At 64.0% G+C, this 23,641-nt stretch carries 19 protein-coding genes; 13 read left to right on the top strand and 6 right to left on the bottom strand.

The window, feature by feature from the left end; genetic code table 11:
* The first annotated feature begins 3 nt into the window (after positions 1–3).
* The 4 genes from DH08_RS29510 (at position 4) to DH08_RS29495 (ending at position 7,249) form a co-directional block, all read left to right on the top strand.
* Positions 4–2,457, top strand: coding sequence for a serine/threonine-protein kinase (locus DH08_RS29510; protein ID WP_192182785.1), 2,454 nt, complete (start codon positions 4–6; stop codon positions 2,455–2,457).
* 165 nt (positions 2,458–2,622) lie between these two features.
* Positions 2,623–3,033 (top strand): DUF1036 domain-containing protein, encoded by a 411-nt coding sequence (locus tag DH08_RS29505; RefSeq protein ID WP_192182784.1) that lies wholly within the window; start codon positions 2,623–2,625, stop codon positions 3,031–3,033.
* Positions 3,030–5,393 (top strand): peptidoglycan DD-metalloendopeptidase family protein, encoded by a 2,364-nt coding sequence (locus tag DH08_RS29500; protein ID WP_192182783.1) that lies wholly within the window; start codon positions 3,030–3,032, stop codon positions 5,391–5,393. The genes DH08_RS29505 and DH08_RS29500 overlap by 4 nt, the downstream gene beginning before the upstream one ends.
* 212 nt (positions 5,394–5,605) lie before the next feature.
* On the top strand, positions 5,606–7,249 hold the full coding sequence (locus tag DH08_RS29495; RefSeq protein ID WP_192182782.1) for a caspase family protein: 1,644 nt from the start codon (positions 5,606–5,608) through the stop codon (positions 7,247–7,249).
* Positions 7,250–7,297: 48 nt separating this feature from the next.
* On the opposite strand, the gene DH08_RS29490 is transcribed toward DH08_RS29495, so the two are convergent.
* Positions 7,298–7,834 carry an OmpA family protein gene (locus tag DH08_RS29490; RefSeq protein WP_192182781.1) on the bottom strand — a complete coding sequence of 179 codons (537 nt, stop codon included), beginning with the start codon at positions 7,832–7,834 and terminating at the stop codon, positions 7,298–7,300.
* A 181-nt stretch (positions 7,835–8,015) separates the two neighbouring features.
* On the opposite strand from DH08_RS29490, the gene DH08_RS29485 reads away from it, so the two are divergent.
* The gene (locus tag DH08_RS29485) at positions 8,016–8,597 is read left to right on the top strand and encodes a DUF6931 family protein (protein WP_192182780.1); all 582 of its coding nucleotides are present in this window, start codon (positions 8,016–8,018) and stop codon (positions 8,595–8,597) included.
* A gap of 37 nt (positions 8,598–8,634) precedes the next feature.
* On the opposite strand, the gene DH08_RS29480 is transcribed toward DH08_RS29485, so the two are convergent.
* The 3 genes from DH08_RS29480 to DH08_RS29470 all read right to left on the bottom strand — a co-directional run bounded on the left by DH08_RS29480 (position 8,635) and on the right by DH08_RS29470 (position 13,173).
* On the bottom strand, positions 8,635–8,952 hold the full coding sequence (locus DH08_RS29480) for a hypothetical protein (RefSeq protein ID WP_246801039.1): 318 nt from the start codon (positions 8,950–8,952) through the stop codon (positions 8,635–8,637).
* Positions 8,949–11,498, bottom strand: a complete 2,550-nt coding sequence (locus DH08_RS29475; RefSeq protein WP_192182779.1) for a caspase family protein — start codon at positions 11,496–11,498, stop codon at positions 8,949–8,951. Before DH08_RS29475 ends, DH08_RS29480 begins: the two co-directional genes overlap by 4 nt.
* Positions 11,499–11,775: 277 nt before the next feature.
* Positions 11,776–13,173: an FAD-binding oxidoreductase gene (locus DH08_RS29470; RefSeq protein ID WP_192182778.1), complete on the bottom strand. Its 1,398-nt coding sequence runs from the start codon at positions 13,171–13,173 to the stop codon at positions 11,776–11,778.
* A gap of 255 nt (positions 13,174–13,428) precedes the next feature.
* Between DH08_RS29470 and DH08_RS29465 the strand changes: the two genes are divergently transcribed.
* The 8 genes from DH08_RS29465 to dhaL (DH08_RS29430) all read left to right on the top strand — a co-directional run bounded on the left by DH08_RS29465 (position 13,429) and on the right by dhaL (DH08_RS29430) (position 22,573).
* Positions 13,429–14,907, top strand: a complete 1,479-nt coding sequence (locus DH08_RS29465; protein WP_192182777.1) for an ATP-binding cassette domain-containing protein — start codon at positions 13,429–13,431, stop codon at positions 14,905–14,907.
* 40 nt (positions 14,908–14,947) lie between these two features.
* Positions 14,948–15,952 (top strand): ABC transporter permease, encoded by a 1,005-nt coding sequence (locus tag DH08_RS29460; RefSeq protein ID WP_192182776.1) that lies wholly within the window; start codon positions 14,948–14,950, stop codon positions 15,950–15,952.
* A 133-nt stretch (positions 15,953–16,085) separates the two neighbouring features.
* Positions 16,086–17,072 (top strand): substrate-binding domain-containing protein, encoded by a 987-nt coding sequence (locus tag DH08_RS29455; RefSeq protein ID WP_192182775.1) that lies wholly within the window; start codon positions 16,086–16,088, stop codon positions 17,070–17,072.
* 62 nt (positions 17,073–17,134) lie between these two features.
* Positions 17,135–17,905 (top strand): SDR family oxidoreductase, encoded by a 771-nt coding sequence (locus DH08_RS29450; RefSeq protein WP_192182774.1) that lies wholly within the window; start codon positions 17,135–17,137, stop codon positions 17,903–17,905.
* Between the two features lie 22 nt (positions 17,906–17,927).
* Entirely contained in the window at positions 17,928–18,920 is a 993-nt protein-coding gene (locus DH08_RS29445) for a dihydroxyacetone kinase subunit DhaK (protein WP_192182773.1), read from the top strand.
* Between the two features lie 10 nt (positions 18,921–18,930).
* Positions 18,931–19,593: a dihydroxyacetone kinase subunit DhaL gene (dhaL, locus tag DH08_RS29440; protein ID WP_192182772.1), complete on the top strand. Its 663-nt coding sequence runs from the start codon at positions 18,931–18,933 to the stop codon at positions 19,591–19,593.
* A 160-nt stretch (positions 19,594–19,753) separates the two neighbouring features.
* Positions 19,754–21,850, top strand: a complete 2,097-nt coding sequence (locus tag DH08_RS29435) for a bifunctional sugar-binding transcriptional regulator/dihydroxyacetone kinase subunit DhaK (RefSeq protein ID WP_192182771.1) — start codon at positions 19,754–19,756, stop codon at positions 21,848–21,850.
* A 66-nt stretch (positions 21,851–21,916) separates the two neighbouring features.
* On the top strand, positions 21,917–22,573 hold the full coding sequence (dhaL, locus tag DH08_RS29430; RefSeq protein ID WP_006206716.1) for a dihydroxyacetone kinase subunit DhaL: 657 nt from the start codon (positions 21,917–21,919) through the stop codon (positions 22,571–22,573).
* A gap of 55 nt (positions 22,574–22,628) precedes the next feature.
* Here the strand turns inward: dhaL (DH08_RS29430) and DH08_RS29425 are convergent, their stop codons facing one another.
* Positions 22,629–22,826 (bottom strand): hypothetical protein, encoded by a 198-nt coding sequence (locus DH08_RS29425; RefSeq protein WP_192182826.1) that lies wholly within the window; start codon positions 22,824–22,826, stop codon positions 22,629–22,631.
* Complete coding sequence (locus DH08_RS29420; RefSeq protein ID WP_192182770.1) at positions 22,823–23,638, bottom strand: NAD-dependent epimerase/dehydratase family protein; 816 nt, start codon at positions 23,636–23,638, stop codon at positions 22,823–22,825. The genes DH08_RS29425 and DH08_RS29420 overlap by 4 nt, the downstream gene beginning before the upstream one ends.
* Positions 23,639–23,641: the final 3 nt, after the last annotated feature.

Raw genomic sequence — 23,641 nt, 5'->3', positions numbered from 1 at the left:
CTGATGAGCCCCGACGACAAGACGCGAATCTCGCCGAACCTGGCCAGCACCGGCGTGGGCACGCAGCTCAGCGGCATCTACGAACTCGATGAGCGCATTGCATTCGGCGGCATGGGCGAGGTCTACCGTGGCCACAACATCCAGACCGGCGACCATGTCGCGATCAAGATCGTCCTACCCGAGTTCGCCCGCGACCAGACGATCCTGTCCCTGTTCAAGAAGGAAGCGTCGATCCTCAATCACCTGTCGCATGACGCAGTGGTTCGCTATCACGTCTTCACCATCGATCCCGGCATCGGCCGCCCGTACCTCGCCATGGAGTTCGTCGACGGTCAATCGCTGTTCGACGTCATGCGGCGCGGCGCCATGGCACTGCAGGATGTGCGCAAGCTGTGCCATCGCCTCGCCTCCGGCCTGAGTGCTGTGCACCAGGCCGGAGCCATACACCGCGACCTCTCTCCCGATAACATCATCCTGCCGGGCGGCCGGGTCGACCGCGCCAAGATCATCGATTTCGGCATAGCGCGCTCGGCGACGGTGGGCGGCGAGACGCTGATCGGCGGAAAATTTGCTGGAAAGTACAATTACGTTTCGCCCGAGCAGCTTGGCCTCTACGGCGGCGATGTCAGCGAGCAGTCCGATATCTACAGCCTGGGATTGGTGCTGGCCGCGGCGCTGCGCGGCAAACCGATCGACATGAGCGGCTCCCAGTTCGAGATCGTGGAAAAGCGCCGGACCGTCCCTGACCTCTCCGACATCGATGCCGATTTCAGGGACATTGTCGAAGCGATGCTGCAGCCGGATCCGCGCGACCGGCCGGCCAGCATGGCTGAAATCGCCAGGATGACGCGCGATGACACCGACAGCGAAGCAACGGCGCCGCCGGCCTCGCTCAAGCCGCGCGAGCGGCCGGGCTTGCCACGAGCTGGAGGAACATTGGCGCCTGCCCCCAGAACCCAGGAGCAGCCTTCAAGGGCCCCCGGAGAACAGCGCTTCGTTCCGCACGTCCGACCGGCGCATCTGTCCGAACCGCGACCTTCGAAGGCCGCCCCACGCGCGGTCGCGCCTCCTGCCGCCGCAAAGCCCAAAACGACCCGAAACATCGCAATCGCCGCCGTGGCGGCGTTGGCCGTGGTATCGGGGGCAGGCATCTATCTCAGCGGCATCCTGACGCCGGCGCCGTCACCGCCTGCCGGCAAGACAACGCTTTCGGTGCCGGAGGCACCAAAACCAGCCCCGACCGATAGCGCGTCCAACGCGCCGGAACCGGCAAAGCCGGTGCCGCCGGAGGAGCCTCAAGCGCAGACAACGGCGCCGCCAGCCGAAAGTCCGGCAGATGCCGCGGCCGACCAAAAGCCGGAGCCTGCACAACCGGCCGAACCTCTCCCACCAGTCGAGGAAACCCCGAAGCCGACGGCAGCCGAGACGCAAGCTCCAACCGAACAAGCGCCGCCCGAACAGGCCCCAACCGAAAAGGCGCCGCCGGCACCCCAGCCGGAGACCGTGACCCGCGACAGCCAGGAGACGGTTGCGCCGCCCAAGATTGCACCAGTCCCACCGCCCGCCAAGACCGCTCCAGCCCCTGCACCGGTCGAGAAAGCTGCGCCCCCGCCCCAGCCTGAGATCGTGGTGACACAGAAGCCCGAGCAACCGGCCAGCCAGCCGACGAAGCCTAAGGCAACGGCGCAAGCACCCGAACCCGAGACAGCCCAGCCGGAAGCCAAGACCGCACCGGCGCAGCCGCCTGAACCACCTGTAGCCAACCCGCCCGACACGGATGTCGCCTTGAACATGCCCAAACCGGAAGTGCCGGCGGCCGTCGGCGCCATGGCGCTGCGCGCCGCCTGGGTGCGCGACTTCAGTGGCGGCGACTGTTTCTATGCGACCCTGACGGCGGCGACCGACAAATCCGCCGCGATCGAGGGATTTGGCACGGAAGTCCAGCCCTTCGAGCGCATGCTGCAAGACTTCCAGGCGAAGTTCCATGTAGAGCCTGACATAAGCGTCCGCCTCATCCAACCGACCCAGTGCGAGATCACCAGTTTCCTGGGCTTTCTGGGCCGGACCGCCACCGACAAGCCGCAGCTCGTTCTCGACCGGACATCGGTCCCGGACGGCTCGCCGATCGGCGGCACGCTGGTGACGCGTGGCGGCCTGGTCTCCAGCGTGCTGCTGATCGACCACAAGGGCATGGCCTTCAACCTCGACGACCGCATGGTCGTGCAATCGGATAGAGCGACCTTCAAAATCCCGATCGGCCTCGGCGCCGCCGACAAGGCGGCCGGCAAGGCCGTGCCGCAGATCATCCTGGTTATCACCGGCCCGCGAGACATCCAGGCGGCGGCCTTCTCCGCGCCGACGCCGGCTTCGGTGGTCCTGCCCAGGATTCTCGAAGAGATCGAGACCAGCGGATCAGAATTCTCCGCCACCGCCAAATATTTCCGGCTCGGCGGGTAGCATGGGCGCCCGATGGAACTCCGCCGAATGCGTTCTTCCTTCCCGCCCGTCCCCTCGCCCACGAAACAGCGTGATTGGGCTAGAGCAATTCCAGGAAAAGTGCATAGCGGTTTTCCGTCCGGAATTGCGTCAAAACAAAGAGATAGAGCGCTGCTGACGGGTCGCATGAAGCTTGCCGTGATCCTGGGCGCGGCACTTCTGGCCATCCTGTCGTCCAATCCCGCGCGCGCCGAATTCACCGTCTGCAACCAGACGCTCGATGTCGTCAATCTTGCCGTCGGCCAGAAGGTCGACAATGCCGACCAGACCGACGGCTGGTGGACCATCGGCGCGAACCAGTGCGTGAACGTCATCCGCGAGGAGCTGACCAACCGCTACGTCTACATCTACGCCACCGATGTCTTCGGTCACGCGATCCTGAACGGGTCGACCGAAATGTGCATCGAGCGGCGGCGCTTCTCGATCCGCGGCATCGATGAATGCTGGCAGCGCGGCCATATCGCCGCGGGCTTTCTCGAAGTCGACACGCTCGAACAGGCGCGGTGGACGTTTTTCCTGACCGGACGCAATCCGTGACGCACAGCATCGACACCAGCTTCAAGGCAAAGAAGCAGGCCCGCCTGGCGCTTCGCAGGCGCAGGCTGTGGCTGAGGTTCGCTGCCGGCTTCGCCGTGCTCGCAGTGATTTCGTTGGGCGTCGGCTTCTATCTCACCGCGGACTATTGGTCCTTCGGCGACGAGGACGAGGACCTGCACGCTGTCGAAGGCGCCGACGACGTGCCGGCCGACGCGTCCGTCTACGTGCCCGCAATCATCGATCTTGCCGGGGACCCGATGTGGATCACCCTTGCCCCCGATGCCGACACCTCGTCGAAGGCCCAGTCGATCGCGCGGCCGGCGGAACTCGATCAGGCCGGCGTCTCTCCGCAGATCGAAATGCTGTCGGACGTGATGCTCAGCGCCAGCGAGAAATTCATGACCACCATACCGTCGACGCAGGAGGATTTCGCATTCTTCCAGGCGCAGCGGCAGACCGCGCCACCGCCGTCCGGCGACGTGCCGTCCAGCGACGCGCCAGCCAGCGACCTGCAGATCGAGCTTCAGCCATCGCCAGCAGCGGGCGAGACGCCGGCAACTGCGCAGCCGCAGGCTGATGCCGACGATCCCGAAGCAGGTTGGGGCGAAACGATCGATGCCGGCGAGGTCGCCCTTCCCGCCTTCCAGAAGACCCAGATCGAAAACAACACCAGCGTCGCGACCGTCACCAGCGAGTACCAGCGCTTCGAGGCGACCGAAGACACGTTCGTGAAGATCCTCAACGACCGCAGCCTGGACAGCGTTGCGCTCGACGCGCATTTCTCCGCCGAGGATGCCAGGCAGGCGGGAGAAGCCCTCAAAAGCCTGTTCAACCGCGACGGCCTGGAACCGGGTTATGTCGTCGCCATGCGTGGCTTCAGGCCGACGCGCGAGACGACGACGATGTCGCTGATGCAGGTTTCGATCTATGCCAAGAACGTCTTTGTCGGCACGCTGACGCGCAACTCCATGGGCACATTCGTATCGGGTGTCGACCCCTGGGTGCGCGAAGATCTGTTCAATTATTCGGGGGCACAGGAGGAAGGCACGCACAAACGGCAGTATCGCCTGCTCGACGCAATCTATTCGACGGCCGCGCGCAACAAGGTTCCGACCGGCGTGATCGGCGAAGCGATCATGTATCTGTCGCGAGGACAGGACCTGGATGCCTTCGCCAGCGAGGACCAGCGTCTGGTTCTAATCTATTCGCAAACGCCGCGCGGCAAGAGTGAGACCGACGGGCGGGTCTTGTATGTCGGTGTGCAGGGTACGGAAAAAAGCCTCGACTGTTTCGTCTTCCAGCAGAGCGACGGCCAATTCGCCTGCGTCGGCGGCGACGATCAGGTGCGCTCGCTGACGGTCACCAACGGCATGGTCACGCCGGTCAACGGTGTCATGACGTCGACCTTCGGCCCGCGCAAGCACCCAATTCTGGGCGTGGTTCGCATCCACAAGGGCGTCGATTGGGCAGCTCCAGTGGGCACGCCGATCGCGGCCGCCTTCGATGGCGAGATCACCTTCCAGGGCGACGGCGGCGGCTACGGCAATCTGGTGAAGATCGCGAACGGCAACGGGCGCGAGACGCGCTACGCCCATATGCAGAAATTCGCGATCGCCAGCGGTGTCGGCACCAAGGTGAAGGCCGGCGACATCATCGGCTATATCGGCACCACTGGTCTGTCGACCGGACCGCATCTGCATTTCGAACTCTATCAGAACGGCCAGGCGATCGATCCGCTCGGCACAGTGACCGCGGCGATCGCAACAACGAGCGATCCTGCCGTCGAAACGCTGACCGACCGCATCGTCCAAGTCGAAAGCGGCGGCAGTGCCCGCGCCAAGAACCCGCTGTCTTCGGCAACCGGCGCCGGCCAGTTCATATCAAAGACCTGGATCCGGATGATGAACACATACCGTCCCGACCTCGCCCGCACGCTGTCGACCGCCGATCTGCTCGCGCTGCGCTACGATGCCACGCTTTCGCGCGAGATGGTGCGCAATCTGGCGCGCGAAGGCGAAGCCTATCTCAGGGCGCGCGGCCACCAGATCACCGCCGGCCGGCTCTATCTCTGCCATTTCCTCGGCATGGAAGGCGCGCATCAGGTGTTGGCGGCGCCGGGGTCGTCGCAATTGAGCGCCGTGCTCGGGTCGGCCGTCATCCAGGCCAACCCGTTTCTCACCGGCAAGTCCGCCAGCTACGTCGTCGACTGGGCCGAAAGGAAGATGGGACGCAAGCTCCCGCCGGCGACCGGGACGGGCCAGGGGACGACCACGGTGGAAGTCCGGCAGACATCTCCGGAGTTCGAAAAATACAAGCAGGCCGTCACGGCCCTCATAGGCTCGATTCAGAAGACGCTTTGAACCTGCTCCTTGCAGCGTTTCGCCGTCACCGTTGGTGTTCCCGCCGCCAAGTGTTACAATAATGAACTTTTTTCGGGCTCTTTGTGAACCAAAACTGTGGTCGAGATCACATACGCTCAAGAGCCGTTTTGGCAGAAGCGACTGTGTCGCTAGTGAAAGTTTAGCATGCGCAGACAACAATAGCGCGCCCCAGTGGGGCGGAGGGCTGATCCATGAAAGCGTTCGCCGTCCTTGTGAGCGGAATTATCCTGTTTGTCCTAGCCTCGCTTGGCGCCCAGGCTGCAGCACCCGATGCTGCCGCGCCCGACGTCAAACGCGTGGCGCTGGTGATCGGCAACAGCAAATACGTCCATGCGGTTGCCTTGCCCAATCCCGCCAACGATGCCCACCTGATCGCATCGACCCTGCGCAATGCCGGCTTCGAGGTAATCGAGGGGGTGGATCAGGACAATGCCGGCATGCACAGCCTGATCAGCCGGTTCACCGAGCAATCCTACGATGCCGACCTTGCCGTCATTTTCTATGCCGGCCACGGCATGCAGGTCGACGGCAAGAATTTCCTCATTCCGGTCGACGCCGAGCTGACGTCGCCCGCCTATCTCAAGACCCGTACCGTCCAGATCGACGAGTTCATGGCGGCATTGCCGTCCGACCCGGCAGTCGGCGTCATCATCCTCGATGCCTGCCGCGACAATCCGCTCGCCAGGACGCTGGCTGCCTCGCTGCCGAAGTCGCGCTCGCTGGGCTCAGGCCTGGCGCCGATCGAAGCAAGATCGGAAGGCGTCGGCACCGGCGGTATCCTGATTGCCTACGCGACGGATCCGGGCGCCATCGCCTTCGACGGCAACGGTATCAACAGTCCCTACTCCACCGCACTCGCCAGGCACCTGACCGAACCAGGCATTGAGATCCAGAGCGCGCTGACGCGCGTACGCGGTGAAGTGACCGAGACCACCAAAGGTCGCCAGCGCCCGTGGCATAACGCGTCGCTGGGGCGCGAGGTCTTCATTGGCAAACCCGTCGTGGCGGCGCCTGCGGCAAAGCCGACCACCGACGCGACCGGCGCCGCGGCGGCAGCCGCTCCTGCCCTGGTGGTTGGTGAGCCTCCGTCCTGGGAAGTCGAACAGCGCCTCTGGGATGAAGCCTCCAAGCGCAACTCGGTGCCGTTCTACGAAGCCTATCTCGAGCAGTTTCCAAGCGGCCGCTTCGCCACCGTGGCGCGGCTGAGCATCGATGAATTGAACGACCCCAAAGCCGAAGACCGGCAAGTCGCAGCAGTCGATACGGACGAGGCGAACGCCAACTCCGGCTCTGCCGTGCGCACGTCGGTCGGCATTTCGGACGACATGAAGCAGGCGCTCGGTTCCGAGCTGACGGAAAGCGCCATCGGTCTCGATCGCGAGGGGCGCATCGACCTGCAGTTGCGCGTCGAAGCGCTGGGCAACGAACTTGGCCGCGTTGACGGAAACATCGGGCCTAAGACCCGCCAGGCGATCGGCGACTGGCAGGAGAAGAACGGTCTGCCGCCGACCACCTTCCTGACGCGCGAGCAACTGGCGTTCCTGGTTATCCAGACGGATCCGATGATGGACGCCGTGCGCGCCAGACATGCCGCCGATCAGGCCCGTCCGGCGCCGCCGAAGAAGCAGTCGGTGCAGAAGGCCCGCGCGCAAAAGCCGGTGGCACAGAAGCCCCGCAAGAAACAACAGCAGGTCGTTCAGAAGAAGCGCACCGACCGCGATACCTTGGTTGGGCGGGAAGACTCCCCGCCGCCTGAGAACAACAACGACTTCCTGACCAAGGCGCTGATCTTCGGCACCGGCGTGGCGGTCGGCGGCGCGCTCAACAAGAACTGACGGACCGGGCTCTGTTCGACAGCCCGGCGCGACAGGCGCCGGCGCTGGTTATTGCGCGCTTATGCGCATCTCCACCCGTCGGTTGACCGGATCATAGGGATTGGGGGCGCGCGGATTGTTTTCGCCCATGCCAATCGCCTTGATGCGGGCTGCCTCGACACCGCTGGACGTCAGGAAGGCGGTCACCGATTTTGCCCTTCGTTGCGACAGTCCCTCATTGTAGCGGGCCGAGCCGGAGGCATCGGTGTAACCCTCGACGACGAAGCTGAGTGTGCTCAACCGGCTGTCTTTCAGCGCTTTGGCGAACTCGTCGAGCTCGGAGCGGGCGGTCGCGTCGAGCTCGGCGGAATCCAGTCCGAAATTGATCAGCATGTCGAGGCTGGATTTCTTGGCCGGCGCCTTGTTCGTCTCGCTCTTGCTGCCGCACTCTTCCTCGGTGCCGACGCAGATGCCGCGCGCCGCGCCGAGATTGCCGGCTCCGGCAAAGAACTTCACGATGTCTTCCGATTTCTGAGTTGGATCGGCGGAGGCGTGGGTCGCAAAAACCACGACCGCCAACACGAGGGCTGAACTGCCGAAATTCATTGCGGTTACTCCTGTCTGAGCATCCGATCTTGCCAGCCGCGGATTATACCAAATCTTGCGGCGATTGTCTGTGAACAAACGCACGCGGCCGGCCGGCCTCGGCCTAGCCAAAGGAGAGACTTGACCCGCGCCTCGCCGGGCGCTTGAGTGGCGTATATTCCCTGGGGAAAGCGTGGCGGCCATGGCCAACGGGCTCCGATTCAGAACGGCACGGGATCTTTTCATGGCTTGTCCCGCTATTGCCAGGGACATGCGCACGGCGCCGACCGAACAGGCTTCGATCGAGTTCTGCCGCACCCTCCTCGCCGGCCGCGTGCCGGAGGAGGCGATCACGTTCTGCGCCTATCTGCTTCCCGAGCGGGCCGCACTCTGGTGGGCGCATGAGTGCCTGAGCCATCTGACCGAACTGCTGGACGGGAATGACCAGGAACTGCTCGCATTGGTTCGCGATCGGGTCGGCGAACCCGACAGTCCTCACCATCGCGCGGCGGTGAGCACGGCCGCCGCAATGCAGCCGGTAACGCCGGGCGGCTGGATCGCCCTGGCCGCGGGATGGGATGATATCGGCCCGGCGGCCGCGGAGCCGGCAGCGGCATCGGACCTGCAACCCTTCCCAGCCGCCCATGCCGTCAACGCAGGGATTCTGGCCGGACTGGCGCGCGTCGCGCTCGATGACCGTTCTGCCGTTCTCTCCGCCTTTGTCGAGATGGGCATCCAGATGGCGGAAATCGATGCGCTGCACCAATCAGCGGCTACGTATTAGCCCGAGGCGGAAACGCCTGCCCGCTAACACCTACTGATCAACCTCCCCAGCCGCCGCCGCCGCCGCCGCCGCTTCCGCCCAAAGTGGGAACGACAGGCTTTACAGGGGCTTCAACCGGCTGGACCACCTCAACCGGTTCGACCACTTTCTTGGTGGTGACGTTTTTCTTCTTCAAGACCTTTGGCGACGGCACCGTGCGAACGACCTTCGGCTGGGGCTTCGCCACCAGCGGCGTAGGTTCAGGCTGGGGCACCAAGGACGTGCAGCCCATGAGTCCCGCCACAAGGCCGGACAAAATTGTTCCGATGATTGCCTGCTTCAATGTCCTGCCCACCATTGCCTCCCAGTTGATCAAAACACGTCCCGACGCGGATTGGCTTCTTCCCAGACTCGCCTGGCCACTTTGACCAATTGGGCGTCCAGCGAACCGGACGCGGGAATCTTCGACTTGAGTTCCTGGCGCAGCTCTTCCAGCGCCGCCGTTTTCGGCTTCGCTCCAAATTGCGCCAGTATCTTCGGGGCGTCCGGCAACTCCTTGCGCTGATCGAGCGCGACCGCGAATGCAAGGAAACGCACGGCGACGGCCTGATCGACCTTGTCGCCCTTTTGCAGTTCGAGCGCCGCGCGGTCATAGGCACCGGACTGATCGCCGCGCGCGGTTGCCAACTCGAACAGTCTTTGCGCTTCGGCGAGATCTTGCTCTACGCCAACGCCATCCCGGTACATGCGCGCAAGGCTGGCCGGAGCGTAAGGCTGGCCAAGCTCCATCGCCTTCTGGAAAAGCGCCTGCGCCTGCTTCGGGTCTTTTTCCACGCCCTGACCGCTGAGGTAATTGCGGCCGAGCAGGTTCATCGAATACATGTCCTGCCGCTGCACGCCGGCCTCCAGGAAGGCGACGGCACGAGCCGCATCGGCGGTCACGCCGTTGCGGCCCTCGGTGAAGATCGCGGCGAGATCGTTCATGGCGTAGGTATGCCCCATCGCCGCCGCCTTGAGCAGCAGGTCCAGGCCCTTGGCCGTATCGGGCTTGACGCCATAGCCATTGAACAGGGCGCGGCCCCAGGACGTCATGCCATAGGGATCGCCCTTGTCGGCCGCCGCCTTGTAGAGGGCATTGGCTTGCGTGCGGTCGATGGCCATTCCGGTTCCGGTCGCATACATGTAGCCGAGTTCGAACACGGCGCGCACATGTCCCTTCTTGGCGGCCTCCTCGACGGCCGTCTTCGCTTCCTCGACCTTGCCGGCCGCAAGCAGCGCGCGCCCCAGTTCGTAGCGAAAGCGCGGCACATCCGGATAAGCCTTCACCGCGGCCTCGCAGACTTCCACCGCCTTGGCGCCGATTTCATTCGGCAGCAGGCCGGGGACGACACCTTGCAGGTCGAGCGGTTCTCCGGCGGCCGTATCGCAGGGGTCGACCGTCGGCGACAATTTCATCGTGGCGGGCTTGGACGAGCTGGCGTCCGCCCGGATCTCGAAGCCGACCGTGACCGGCGCGCCGGCGCCGATCTGGGGCTCGTAGCGCAAATGGTCGACTTCACCGGCCACCAGGCTCGATTCGGGCGACAGGGTTCGATCCGGCAGCGAGAGTGTTCCCGTCGCCGGATACCCCGAAACCTTCAGACTGACCGCCGGATCGTCGGTCGGGAAATCCAGGTTCAGCGCCACCGGGCCGACACCGACCGGAACATCGATGTCGCGGTTCTCGATCGCCTCGGCCGCGCCGGTGATGTGAATGCCGCGCTCCAGCACCTGTTGCTTCTGCTCGGCCTCGAGCGAAGCCATGACCTGCTGGCCCTCGGCGCCTTCGCCGCTTTTGACGCGGAACACCAGTATGCCCTGGGATTGGCCGCCCCAATTGTCATGCGTGGCATAGGCCAGCATGTCCACCTCGTCCTGCGTGGCGACCCCCTTGGGGACATCCATCTTCAGGCGTGGCAGGTCCCTGCCCTGGATGGGCTCGCCCGCCTCGACAGGCTTGCCGTCCAGCATCAGGCGCCCGAGCGCGGGTGGTCTCTCGATACTCACGGTGATTGTTCCGCCGTCGACATCGACTGGTTCCGGCAGGCCGAGATCGACCGGGCCGACCCCAGACAACACGACCTTCTCCAGCACCGGCGGCAGCGATGGGCGGTTGGCGCGGCGCATGAACACAACTTCGTCGATCAGCGACGAGTTTTCCCAGGGAACCTGCACGCCTTTCGTGGCCTCGACCACATCCCGGCGCACAGCCGCCATGACAGTGCGGATCTCCTGGTTCGGCGCGAGCGCGCGACGCGAGAACGCCGCCGAGAACGGGCTGAGGTCGCCGGTGCCGTCATAGGCAACCGCCCCGGGTTCGGTGGCAAAGGCAATCAAGGTGTTCAGCGAGCTTCGCACCTGCGCAAGGCCGGTATTCCCTGCGGTGAGAAGCTGGTCTCGCAGCCAGTAATCCTTGCGCGGAAATGGATTGTTGCGGCAGGCATCGAGGATGATCACCTGGATCTTCGACTTCGAACGCAACTGCTCCAGCACATCGTTGAGCTTGATGGCCTGGACCTCGATGTCCGCCGCCTTTTTCAACGAGGCATCGACCGGGATCAGGAAATTTTCGCCACCGACCTGAAAACCATGGCCTGAATAGTAGACGACCGACAGATCCGCGCCGTCCGCCGCCGAGAGATAGTTGCGAAACTGCTCCTCGAATTGGAGCTTGGTAAGATCCTTGGCGACGAAGACCTCGAAACCGGCCAGCCGAAACGTCTTGGATACGTCCTCGGCATCCCTGTCCGGGTTCTTCAGCGCCGGAATGTCCCGGTAATCGGAATTGCCAATGACAAAGGCAACCCTTCGATCGGCGCGAGCTTCGAATGCCGTGAACCCCGTGAGGATCAAGGCTGCAATGAACGCGCAGCATCGGAGCATGGCAGATTCCTTAACTGCTATTACCTGGAGACCACAAGAATGCAGCTTGCGGTATCGAGGTCTGTTAAAGAGGTCACAGTCTGCCGAGACAGAAAAAGAGAGAGAGAAAAGCCGTCGCGACAGCGGGCACATTCCTCGTCTGATCAGGGTCTAAATTAGCTCAGAGCCGGGCTGTCCGCAATGATGTCGACGGTTTCGAGCGTACCGGCGCCATCCTTCATGCATTTGCAGCGCAGTGCGTCGGCATAGAGCCAAGCCGATGCTCGATCTGCCGGGGTTAGAAACCTCGGGGCGCAGGGTCGAATATCCGCCCGGGATTGAGGATGTTGTTGGGGTCGAAGGCCGCCTTCAGGCGCCGCATGGCGGCGATTTCGGCTTCGCTGCGCACCAGGTGCAGCCACTTCTTCTTGTCGAGGCCGATGCCGTGTTCGGCCGAGACGGCGCCGCCGGCGGCGGCCACGCCCCGATAGATGATGTCATAGGCCATTGCCGGCTCGCTGGTCTGCACCTGATAGTGGAGATTGCCGTCGCCGAGATGACCGAAGACGTAGATCTCGGCATTGCGGTCGACGGTGCGGATCGCGGCTTCCGCATCTCGAAGGAACGCTGCCATCCGCGCCAGCGGGATGCTGATGTCGACGCCGACCAGGCCCTCGATCGAAAACAGGAAGCGGTTGGCGTCTTCCCGCACGTCCCACAGTGCGCGGAACTCGCGTGGCGACTGCGAGACGACCACGTCGTCGATCACGCCCTCCTCGACGGCCTGCATCAACACCGCGGCGAACCGCTCGCTGTCCCGGTCCGGCTCGGTGCCCTGTATCTCGGCCAGCACATAGACGGGCGAACCGACAGGCAGCGGCGCTGGGGCCTGCATGCCGGCGACCATGGCGCCGTAGAGCGGCGAAAAGTTCACCTCATAAGCCGAAAGCAACGGTCCGAGCCGTTGCCTGAGCAGCCCGAGCAGCGCGATGGCCGCTTCCAGCGAGGCGAGCGCGCAGAAGGCATTGACCTCCGTGGCCGGCTTCGGGTGCAGCCGCAGGCAGGCGCGCGTGACCACGCCCAGCGTGCCTTCGCTGCCGATGAAGAGCTGGTTGAGATCGTAACCGGAATTGTCCTTGGGCAGACCTTTTAGCGAGGTCAGGATCGATCCGTCCGCCAGCACCGCTTCCAGACCCAGAACCTGGGCGCGGTACATGCCGTAGCGCAGCACGCGAATGCCGCCGGCATTGGTGGCGACATTGCCGCCCACGGTGGCCGTTCCCCGCGCCCCGATATCGACGCCGAACAGCAGGCCGGCCGCATCGGCCGCGTCCTGAACCACCTCCAGCGGCACGCCGGCTTCGGCGACGATTGTCGCTGCCTCGCGGTCTGGCGCCTCGATCGCCGTCATCCGCTCTAGCGACAGCACCGCCTCGCCCGGCTCGACGCGCGTCGCACCGGCAAGGCCAGTGCGGCCGCCATGGACGACAAGCCGCTGTCCGATGCCGTTGCAGAGCCGCAGCATCTCAGCCACCTCCGTCGTGGTGCGCGGACGCAGGACGAGCTCGGGGCGCACTCCATTCTTTCCGGAAAGGTCGTCGCTGTAACGCGGATCGACCGCGTCACCAACCAGGACAGAAGCGGTGTCGAACCGCGCATGGAGCTGGGTAAGAAGCTGTTCCACCGGTCGCGTCATAGGGTCTGGATGTCCTGGAAGAAGCCTGTTCCCGGCGTCCTGCCTGGGGGCAGAGCCTTGGTCAGCGGCATGAATTTACTTTTGCCAATGAGGTTGGACGCACGGCGGAAAACCGTCAATCCAGGCATCGCAAAATCATTCACTTGACATTTGTCGATCACGATCTGACTATTGTCAGCGTCGACATTTGGAGACGGGGAGCTCTGGTGTCGATCACCCCAAACGGGGTTGCCGAATGCGTGGGAGGAGAACGGCGTGGAGCTTTTGCTCGAGGTGGAAGGGCTGAAAAAGTCCTTTGGTGGCGTCGCCGCCTTGCGCGACGGCCGCTTTCAGCTTCGAGCCGGCACGGTTCATGCACTCTGCGGCGGCAACGGCGCCGGCAAGTCGACCTTCCTCAAGATCCTGATGGGCATCTTCAAGCGCGATGCCGGCGCCATCCGCCGTCGCGGCAAGGAGGTGGAATTCACAAGCCCGGCCGACGCACTGGCCTCGGGCATTGCCATCATCGAACAGGAACTCAGCCCCGTTCCCCACATGACGGTCGCCGAAAACATCTATCTCGGCCGCGAGCCCAAGGCGCGCTTCGGCGGCATCGATTTCCGGGCGATGAACCGGTCCGCGCAAAAGCTGCTGGACGATCTCGAATTCGATATTCGCGCCACAAGCTACATGATGAACCTCTCGGTCGCGCAGATGCAGTTGGTCGAGATCGCCAAGGCGCTCAGTCACGACGCGGAGGTCATCTTCATGGATGAGCCGACGTCGGCGATCGGCGAGCGGGAGGCCCAACACCTCTTCGACGCGATCCGCCGGCTGCAGACGCAAGGGCGCGGCATCGTCTATGTCTCACACCGCCTGTCGGAGATTTTCCAGATCGCCGATTCCTACACGGTCTTTCGCGACGGCGCCTATGTCGGCAGCGGGGCGCTTGCCGACATCGACCGGCCCGGCCTCATCCGCATGATCGTCGGGCGCGAGCTGTCGGAGGAGTACGTCAAGACCAACGCGCCGACGCCGGAAACCGGCATCGAGGTCGTCGCCCTCTCTTGCCCGAACAAGATCGAGGACATCTCCTTCTCGGCCCGAAAGGGCGAGATCTTCGGCATTTACGGCCTGATGGGCGCCGGGCGAACGGAAATCTTCAACTGCCTGTTCGGGCTCGACAAACCGTCGGCGGGACGCGTCACGGTCGACGGCGCCGAAGTCACCATCTCCAAGCCGGCGGACGCCATGGCGCTTGGCCTGGCGCTGGTCACCGAGGACCGCAAGCTGACCGGTCTCAATCTCTCCGATTCCGTGCGCGCCAACATCTGCATGGCGAGCCTGCCCGAAATGAGCCCCGCCTTTGCCATGGACCGGGCTCGCGAGGCGCGGGCAAGCCGCGACATGCGCGATCAGTTCCAGATCAAGGCGGCGCGCGACACCATGCCGGTCTCCGGTCTTTCGGGAGGCAACCAGCAGAAGGTGGTGCTCGGCAAATGGTTCCTGCGCAGCCCGAAAGTCCTGCTGCTGGACGAGCCGACCCGCGGCGTCGACGTCGGTGCCAAGCGTGAGATCTATCGTATCATCAGCGACTTCGCCGCCGCCGGCGGCACGGTGGTGATGATCTCTTCTGAAATCGATGAAGTTCTCGGCATGTCGGACCGGATCATGGTGATGCGGGCCGGCAGGAGCGCCGGGATCTTCAGCCGGGAGGAAACAGATGCCCAATCACTCGTCCACCTTTCAACCTGAACCGGGACAGGGTGTTCGCTCAATGGCGGAGGAGCCGGTAATGTCGGTTGGCGACGACAAGAAGGCGAAGGGCTGGCTGGGTTCCGAGCAGCGACGGCTGTTGGTCCAGGAGTACGGCATCTTCCTCGCCTTCCTGATCCTGGTGGCGGTTCTGTCGGTCTCGAACGAGTTCTTCCTGACCGCCGGCAACATCTCGAACGTGCTGCTGCAGACTTCGATCAACGGTGTCCTCGCCATCGGCATGACCTTCGTCATCCTGACCCGCGGCATCGATCTCTCCGTCGGCTCGGTTGTCGCGCTTGCCGGCATCGTCAGCGCCAGTTTCGTCACCAGCTCCGCGACCGCTGGAATTTCCGGCGCGCCCTATCCCGTCGCCCTGGGGCTTGGCATCGGCCTGCTGGTCGGCATTGCCTGCGGCGCCGTCTCCGGCTTGATCGTATCGCGGTTTTCGGTGCCGGCCTTCGTGACGACGCTGGGCATGCTCTCGGCCGCGCGCGGGCTGACCCTCATCTACGGCGGCGGCCGTCCCGTTCCCGCGCTGACGCCGGCTTTCCGCTGGATCGGCACGGGCGACGTCTTTGGCATACCCGCTCCGGTCATCATTCTCGCGATCGTGTTCGCCGTCTCGTGGTGGATCCTCAACCGGACCCGTTTCGGCCGCTACATCTATGCCGTGGGCGGCAATCCGCATGCCGCAAGGACCTCGGGCATCAACATCACCCGCATCCAGTTCGTCGTCTACGTCATCTCCGGCGGGCTTGCCGGTTTCGCCGGAATGCTGCTCAGCGCGCGTACCGGTTCCGCACTTCCCCAGGCCGGCATCGCCTATGAACTCGATGCGATCGCGGCGGTGGTGATCGGTGGAACCAGTCTTTCCGGAGGCGTCGGCCGGGTCACCGGCACATTGATCGGGGCGCTGATCATCGGCGTCATGAACAACGGTCTCGATCTCATGGGTATCCAATCCTACTACCAGCAAGTGCTCAAGGGCGCCCTGATCGTTGGCGCCGTGATGCTCGACCAGAAGAGGAACTACGGGGCTTAGCGCTTTGGACCCAAAGCGGATTCCGCTTTGGCAATATCGATACTCGACAGCCCCCTTCAGGCACCGGACCTGCATCACGCGCGTCCGTTGAAAGGCGAACCATGTCGGTCGCTCACTTAGTGGAGGTAACAAAATGAAAAGATGGATGATTGCGCTCGCATCCGCGACCGCGCTGCTGGCCTCGTCTGCGATGGCGCAGGAGAAGATCAAGATAGGTGCAGCACCCTACGGCTTGAATGCGGAATTCATGCAGATCTGGGCGGCGGCGCTTCAGGAGCACCCGGCCGTCAAGAGCGGCGAAGTCGAGCTGACGGTGTTTGACGGCCGCTATGATGCGCTGGTCCAGCAGGACCAGTTCAAGACGATGGTCACGCAGAAATACAATGCGATCATCTTCGCGCCGATCGACGTCGACGCCGGCGCCGCTGCCGTACAGTCGGCCGCCGACGCCGGCATTCCGGTCATCGGCTCGAACACCCGCGTCAATTCCGATCTGCTGACCTCCTATGTCGGATCAGACGACACGATCTCGGGCTACATGGAAGCCAAGACCGTGCTCGACAAGATCGGCTGCAAGGGCAACGTCGTCATCCTCGAGGGGCCGGTCGGCCAGTCCGCGCAGATCTCCCGCCTCGAAGGCAACAAGAAGGCGCTTGCCGAATGCCCTGACGTCAAGGTTCTCGAGGACCAGACGGCAAACTGGTCGCGCGCCGAAGCCCAGACGCTGATGGAGAACTGGCTGACGGCCCACCCGAAGCAGATCAACGGCGTCATCGGCCAGAACGACGAAATGGCCCTCGGCGCGATCGAGGCGATCAAGGCCGCCGGCCTTGACGTCAAGAGTTTCGCCATTGCGGGCATCGACGGCATCACCGACGCCCTCCACGCCGTCAAGGCCGGCGAGATGACCTCGATCCTCCAGGACGCGCGCGCCCAGGCTCAAGGCGCGCTCGACCTCGCAATCTTCAAGGCCAAGAAGGGTGACTACAAGCCTCAGTCCGACATCTGGACAACCTACAAGGACATGCCGTGGAACGACGGCAAGGAGAAGATCTACAATGTCCCGTGGACGCCGGTGACGGCTGAAAACGTCGACCAGCTGCTGGCGACGCGCAAGTGATACAACCGTGGGGCGGGCTGAACGCCCGCCCCACTTTCCATCAGGACTGGAAGAAGAAAAACATGACCGATTCAATAGACGTCGATCTCAATTTTTCGCTGGCCGGCAAGGTCGCCCTGGTCACTGGCGGCGCCTCCGGCATCGGCAGTGCCATTGCGTCGGCATTTGCCGCGAAAGGGGCCGTCGTCGGCGTGATCGATATCAATGAATCGGTTGCGCGGGCGAAGGCCGACGAACTCGGCGATGGCGCGAAATCCTTCGTCTGCGACGTGGCCGATCCACAGTCCGTGGAAGCGGTGTTCGCCGCGGCGCAAGCGGCTTTCGGCCAAATCGACATCGTCGTCAACAGCGCCGGCGTCGCCATCCTTGCTCCCGCCGAGGAACTCACCCTCGACGCCTGGGACAAGACGATCGACATCAATCTCAAGGGAACGTTTCTTGTCTGCCAGGCCGCCGGGCGCGCCCTGATCAAGGCCGCCAAGGGCGGCAAGATCATCAACATGGCCTCGCAGGCCGGCAGCGTCGCGATCGACCAGCATGCCGCCTATTGCGCCTCGAAATTTGGCGTCATCGGCCTGTCGAAGACGCTCGCCGCCGAATGGGGCAAGCACGGCATCACGGTCAACACGATCTCGCCGACGGTAGTTCTCACCGACCTCGGCCGGAAGGCCTGGGACAACCCGCGCGGCGAGGCGCTGAAGCAGCGCATTCCGACCGGGCGCTTCGCCTTTCCGCAGGAGATCGCCGCGGCAGCGGTGTTCCTGGCGTCGAACGGCGCCGACATGATCAACGGCGCCGACCTCCTGGTCGACGGCGGCTACACCATTGTCTGAGCGGCGAAGGATCGGAGTAACAATGCAGCGGTTCATCAACAATCCCGACGAGGTCGTCGAGGATACGGTCAAGGGCTTCGTCAAGGCGCATGCCGACCTGGTCAGGCTGGGCAGCAACCCGCGCGTCATCGCCGCCCGCCATGCGCCGGTCGGCGGCAAGGTCGGCGTGATCACCGGCGGCGGCTCCGGCCACGAGCCTGCCTTCATCGGCTACACCGGCCGCAACATGCTGGACGCGGTTGCGGTCGGCGAGCTGTTCTCGTCGCCGACCGCAAAGAGCTTCCTCGACGCCGCGCGCGAAGCCAATGGCGGCAAGGGTGTCGTCTGCCTCTATGGCAACTACGCCGGCGACAACATGAACGTGAAAATGGCCATAAAGCTCGCGGCCAAGGAAGACATCGAGATCGCTACCGTCGTCGCCAATGACGATGTCTGCTCGGCGCCACCGGAAGAGCGCGAGAAGCGCCGTGGCGTCGCCGGCGAGATCTTCATGTGGAAATGCGCGGGCGCCAAGGCCGCGCTAGGCGCCGGCCTCGAGGAGGTGCAGGCGATCGCGCAACGGGCGATCGACAATTGCCGTTCGATCGGTGTCGGCCTTGGCCCGTGCACGCTGCCGGCGGTCGGGCATCCCAACTTCCTGATCGAGCCGGGTACTATGGAAGTCGGCATCGGCCATCACGGTGAACCGGGTGTGCGTGTCGAGCCGCTGAAGCCGGCAGCCGAGATAGCGCGCGAAATGGTCAAGGTCGTCCTTGACGATCACGATCTGGCGGCCGGCACGGAAGTGGCGGTGCTTGTGTCCGGCCTCGGCGCGACCCCGGTCAACGAGCTCTACATCCTCAACGACACGATCGAGACGGAGATCAGCGGACGCGGCTTGACCATCCACAAGACCTATATCGGCAATTATTTCACCTCGCTGGAAATGGTCGGCGCCACGCTCACGGTCATGGCTCTCGACACCGAGTTGAAACGATTGCTGGACGTCGATGTCGATTGTCCGGCAAGGCTTTAGGAACAGGCGCATGCAGCAGTTTGAAAACGCTTCCGCCGGCGACATCGTTCTTTCGCTGGCCGACAGGATCATCGAGAACCGGGCCTATCTCAGCGAGATCGACGGCAAGATCGGTGACGGCGACCACGGCGTCAACATGGCCAAGGGTTTCGGCATGGCGGCGGACAGGATCCGCGGCAACGACATGTCGCTGGCCACGGCCTTCGACACGCTGGGCACCGTGCTGATGACCGAGATCGGTGGCTCGATGGGTCCGCTCTATGGCGTCATGTTCACGCAATTCGCCGAAACGATCGAAGGTTCCTCGTCCATCGATGCCAGGACGTTCAGCGCCATGCTCAGCAACGGTCTCAACGGCATCCAGTCGATCGGCTCGGCCAAGGTCGGCGACAAGACGCTGCTCGATACCCTTGTCCCGGCCATCGAGGCCTTCGACGCCGCCAATGCCGGCGGCAAGCCGTTCCCGGAAGCCCTGGATGCACTGGTCGTCGCGGCTGAAAAAGGCCGCGACAGCACAAAGGATCTGGTGGCGCGGATCGGCCGCGCCAGCCGGCTCGGCGAGCGCTCGGTCGGTGTCCTCGACGCCGGCGCCACATCCTGCGCCCTGATCCTGGAAACCCTGGCGCATGGCGCCAAGCAGAAACTGCAGCTATCCGCGACCGCTGGAGGCTGAACACGGGCAAGGCTCCTCCCGAGCACTGGCTTCCGGCTGATTTCCAGCCGGAGGCCGGGTTGGTGCCGGATCGGACCAGGCGCCATCAGGCCAAGATTGAGTGTTCTGCCATTTACGCTCATCTTGGCGATCGATCTTGGATTCGGGGAAACTTGGCAGCATGACCGTCAAGACATCATCGGCGCGCAAGAACGGCACCGTGCGAGCGGGCGCCGAGGCTGCGTCCGAGCCCATTCCGCTGCGCTATGGCGACGACCCGTATGTCTGGGCCTGCTGGCTCTACTACGAAGATCATATGACGCAAGGCGACATCGCCGAGATCATGGGCATTTCGCGGGCAACGGTGAACAGCTACCTAGCCGATGCCCGCGCCCGCGGCATCGTCAACATCTCGCTCGAGCCGTCACGGCTGAGCTCGCTGTCGATCGCGCAGGAGCTCAAACGTCACTTCGGCCTGCATGACTGTCTCGTCGTGCCGAGCGACGACAATACGCGGCCGCTGATCGACCGCCTTGGCGGGGCGGCCGCGCAGGCCCTTGCCAAGCTGCTGAAATCCGGTGACACGCTCGCCGTCGCCTGGGGGCGCACGGTCCTGGCGATCGCGGAGCAGGTGTCGGTGCCCGGCCTTCAGGACGTCACCATCGTCCAGGCCACCGGCGGAACGGCCGCCAGCTTCGCCTATACGCCCGAGCTCTGCGCCTCCGCCATCGCCGGCGCGGTCAAGGCGAAGCTGATCAACATCACGGCGCCGGCGGTCGTTTCCACGGCCGAGGTTCGCGACATGCTGTTGCGCGAGCCGCTGATCCAGAGCCAGTTCGGCGCTTTAGCCAAAGCCAACAAGGCGCTGTTCGGCATCTCGTCTTTGCGCCCGAACTCGACGATCCACACCAGCGGCTTCTTTGAATCGGTTTCGCTGCAGCAATATCTCGCCAGGGACGCCGTCGGCGTCGTCGCCGGCCGCTTCATCGACGGGCAAGGCAATCCGGTTGCCGGTCCGCTGGACGACCGGACGATCGGCATATCGCTCGACATGCTGAAGGCCATCGGCTTGCGCATCGCGGTCGCCGGCGGTTTCGACAAGGTGCCGGCGATCCTGGCGACGCTGCGCGGCGGCTATGTCAATGTGCTTATCACCGACGCCGCCACCGGCCGCGGTATCCTCAATGCCGACGGCGTGACGGAACTCGACCAGAAGCTCTCGCAACGCCCACGAGTCGACAACACGGTGGCCCTGCCCAGTAACTACCGGACCCACATCAAGAAGTTCCTCAACGACCCCAATGATGTCGTCGAGGAAATGCTCGACGGCGTGGTGAAGGCCAACGCCGCCTATGTCATGCCGATCAAGGGTTCGCATCGCGCCCTCGTCGCCCGCACCGGTCCGAGGCCCGGCAAGGTCGGGCTTGTGGTCGGCGGCGGCACCGGGCACGAGCCCTGTTTTCTCGGCTATGTCGGCAAGGGACTCGCCGACGCCGTTGCCGTCGGCAACATCTTTTCGTCACCGCCTCCCGGCACGATCTTCCAGTGCGCCAACGCCGCATCGGGCGGGCAAGGCGTGCTCTTCGTCTACGGCAACTATGCCGGCGACGTGATGAATTTCGAGATGGCGGCCGAGATCGCGGCGGAACACAATATCGAGGTTCGCACGGTGGTGACGACGGACGACATCGCCTCGTCGCCGCTCGAGGACAAAGAAGGCCGGCGCGGCGTTGCCGGCAACTTCTTCATGTTCAAGATCGCCGGGGCCGCCTGCGATCGTGGACTGTCGCTCGACGCCTGCGAAGCCGTGACACGCAAGGCCAATGCGCGAACCTTCACCATGGGCGTCGCGCTGGAGCCTTGCTCCATGCCGCAGACGCGCCGCCACAATTTCGAGATCGGCCCCGACGACATCGAGATCGGCATGGGCATCCACGGCGAACCTGGTGTCATCCGTGAAAAGATGATGAGCGCCGACGCGATCACCGACCGGATCATGGACCGCATCTTTTCGGAAATGAAGCCGGCGGCGGGAGACCATGTCGCGGTGCTGGTCAATTCATTTGGCGCAACGCCGATGATGGAACTGTACATTCTGTTCAGGCGTGTCGAGCAGCGGCTGAGCGCCAAGGACATCACGATAGAGGCGAACTGGGTGGGACATTACTGCACCTCGCTCGACATGGTCGGCGCGTCGATCACGGTCATGCATCTCGACGCCGAGCTTACAGAATTGTTGCATCACCCTTGCGACACGGCCGTCCTGCGGATTGGTTGAAGATAGGGAATAGGCGCGCGCCCCCGTGAAGACGGGCGGCATCCTGCTTGAACTGGGAGGAACACGATGTCGGACAATGCGGCGCGACGCCTGAGCAGGATGTTCTATCGCATATCGATTGCGATCGAGGCCGGAAAGGACCACCTCTCGGACCTCGACGGCGCCATCGGCGACGCCGACCACGGCATCACCATGTCGCTCGGCTTCATGGCGGTGAATGCGGAACTGGCCAAGCTCAACCTCGACGACACGCTGCCGTCGGAGGTCTTCACGGCCGCCGCGTCGGCCTTTCTCGACGCCGTCGGCGCCTCCACAGGACCGCTCTATGCCACCGCCTTCCGGCGCGCGGCACAAGCGCTCAAACAGGATGAATGCCTTTCAGCCGCCGATCAGGCGATGATCGTCGAGGCGATGACCACCGGCATCAAGGAGCGCGGCAAGGGACAGCGCGGCGACAAGACGATGCTGGATGCCTGGATCCCGGCCACGGAAGCGGCCGTCAACGCACGCGCCCGTTCTGCCGGAGGACCGGAAATGTGGAACAGCATACTGGAGGCCGCCGAAGCCGGCGCGAATTCGACGCGGTCGATGGTCGCTGCCCGCGGCAGGGCGGCCAGGCTCGGCGAGCGGTCCCTCGGTCACATGGACCCGGGTGCCGCCTCGGCCGTCATCATCCTGCGCGCGATGAAGGACACCTTTGGCGAAGGCGAACCGGCAAGATAGTCTTCGGCGCAACCAAGGACGCTAAACGGAGAGTTCGTTGTTCGATCGGCCGTCGCTATAGCTTGCGCCGCGAAACCAGTGCGGAAACCGCAAGCAGGAACACCGACGCGACGATCAGGACAGTGGCGGCCGCCGCAATGGTCGGTGCCACCAGGACCGAGCCCGTGAAGTCCGGATTGGCAGCCAGGAAATAGGCGACGGCGGAGCCGATTACGGCCCCGCCGACCATGCCGACGTCGTAGCTCTGCCTCACGATTTCGGCTCGTCGTCCGGATGGCCGAGTTCGCAGAACCAGCCGCCCAGATATTTCACCGACGGCGCCTTCGGATCCAGAACCGGGGTCCTCGCCTCGACCGCTGCGCGGAATGGCTCCGTGCTGTCCTGCGGATAAAATCCGAGATGGTTCGCGCCGCTGTTGTCGACCATCTTCAACCTGTTGTCGGAGATGCCGAACGAGATCGTGTGACCGACGCGTGGCGCGGTCAGCGAGGCCTCGACCAAGCGGACACAATCGGCAAAGGAAAGGTACGACCACAGCATGCGGCGGTCGGCCGGCTCGGGGAATGACGAGAAAATGCGCAGGCACACCGTCTCGATGCCGAACTTGTCCCAATAGAGCCGGCTCAGGCTTTCGACGAAATTCTTCGACACGCCATACAGGCTGTCGGGCCGCACCGGCGCGTCGACGCCGATATGCGCCTCGACCTCGTGATAGCCTATGGCGTGCACCGAGGAGGCGTAGATGACGCGCTTGACGCCATGTTTCCGCGCGCCTTCATAGATGTGGTAGGAGCCGCGGATGCTGGAATCCAGGATCGTCTGCCAAGCGCATTCGAGCGGCGCGCCGCCGAAATGCACGATCGCATCGCAATCCTTGGTGGCCGCGATCGTCGCCTCCATATCGGCGAGGTCGAACACCGCTTCTTCCTCGTGCGCGGCAAGGTCACCGAACGGTTCGCGGCCCGCCAGGCGGATCGTCTTTGCCAGCGGCACCAGCCCCTTTCGCAGTTCCGAGCCAAGACGGCCGGCGGCGCCGGTGATCAGGATGCGTTCGTATTGGGGCATGGT

The sequence above is a fragment of the Mesorhizobium amorphae genome (assembly GCF_014843845.1).
GTDB lineage: Bacteria > Pseudomonadota > Alphaproteobacteria > Rhizobiales > Rhizobiaceae > Mesorhizobium > Mesorhizobium amorphae_A.
Note: the sequence above shows the minus strand (reverse complement) of the source record. Positions and strands in the feature narration are given on the sequence as shown.

What these genes read in the sequence shown, in the direction of transcription:
- DH08_RS29510 (WP_192182785.1), top strand. Translation starts at nt 4, where the DNA reads ATGAGCCCCGACGACAAGACGCGAATCTCGCCGAACCTGGCCAGCACC.
- DH08_RS29435 (WP_192182771.1), top strand. Translation starts at nt 19,754, where the DNA reads ATGACCGTCAAGACATCATCGGCGCGCAAGAACGGCACCGTGCGAGCG.
- DH08_RS29490 (WP_192182781.1), bottom strand. Translation starts at nt 7,834, where the DNA reads ATGAATTTCGGCAGTTCAGCCCTCGTGTTGGCGGTCGTGGTTTTTGCG.
- DH08_RS29485 (WP_192182780.1), top strand. Translation starts at nt 8,016, where the DNA reads ATGGCCAACGGGCTCCGATTCAGAACGGCACGGGATCTTTTCATGGCT.
- DH08_RS29420 (WP_192182770.1), bottom strand. Translation starts at nt 23,638, where the DNA reads ATGCCCCAATACGAACGCATCCTGATCACCGGCGCCGCCGGCCGTCTT.
- DH08_RS29450 (WP_192182774.1), top strand. Translation starts at nt 17,135, where the DNA reads ATGACCGATTCAATAGACGTCGATCTCAATTTTTCGCTGGCCGGCAAG.
- DH08_RS29475 (WP_192182779.1), bottom strand. Translation starts at nt 11,498, where the DNA reads ATGCTCCGATGCTGCGCGTTCATTGCAGCCTTGATCCTCACGGGGTTC.
- dhaL (WP_192182772.1), top strand. Translation starts at nt 18,931, where the DNA reads ATGCAGCAGTTTGAAAACGCTTCCGCCGGCGACATCGTTCTTTCGCTG.
- DH08_RS29460 (WP_192182776.1), top strand. Translation starts at nt 14,948, where the DNA reads ATGTCGGTTGGCGACGACAAGAAGGCGAAGGGCTGGCTGGGTTCCGAG.
- dhaL (WP_006206716.1), top strand. Translation starts at nt 21,917, where the DNA reads ATGTCGGACAATGCGGCGCGACGCCTGAGCAGGATGTTCTATCGCATA.
- DH08_RS29495 (WP_192182782.1), top strand. Translation starts at nt 5,606, where the DNA reads ATGAAAGCGTTCGCCGTCCTTGTGAGCGGAATTATCCTGTTTGTCCTA.
- DH08_RS29470 (WP_192182778.1), bottom strand. Translation starts at nt 13,173, where the DNA reads ATGACGCGACCGGTGGAACAGCTTCTTACCCAGCTCCATGCGCGGTTC.
- DH08_RS29445 (WP_192182773.1), top strand. Translation starts at nt 17,928, where the DNA reads ATGCAGCGGTTCATCAACAATCCCGACGAGGTCGTCGAGGATACGGTC.
- DH08_RS29455 (WP_192182775.1), top strand. Translation starts at nt 16,086, where the DNA reads ATGAAAAGATGGATGATTGCGCTCGCATCCGCGACCGCGCTGCTGGCC.
- DH08_RS29505 (WP_192182784.1), top strand. Translation starts at nt 2,623, where the DNA reads ATGAAGCTTGCCGTGATCCTGGGCGCGGCACTTCTGGCCATCCTGTCG.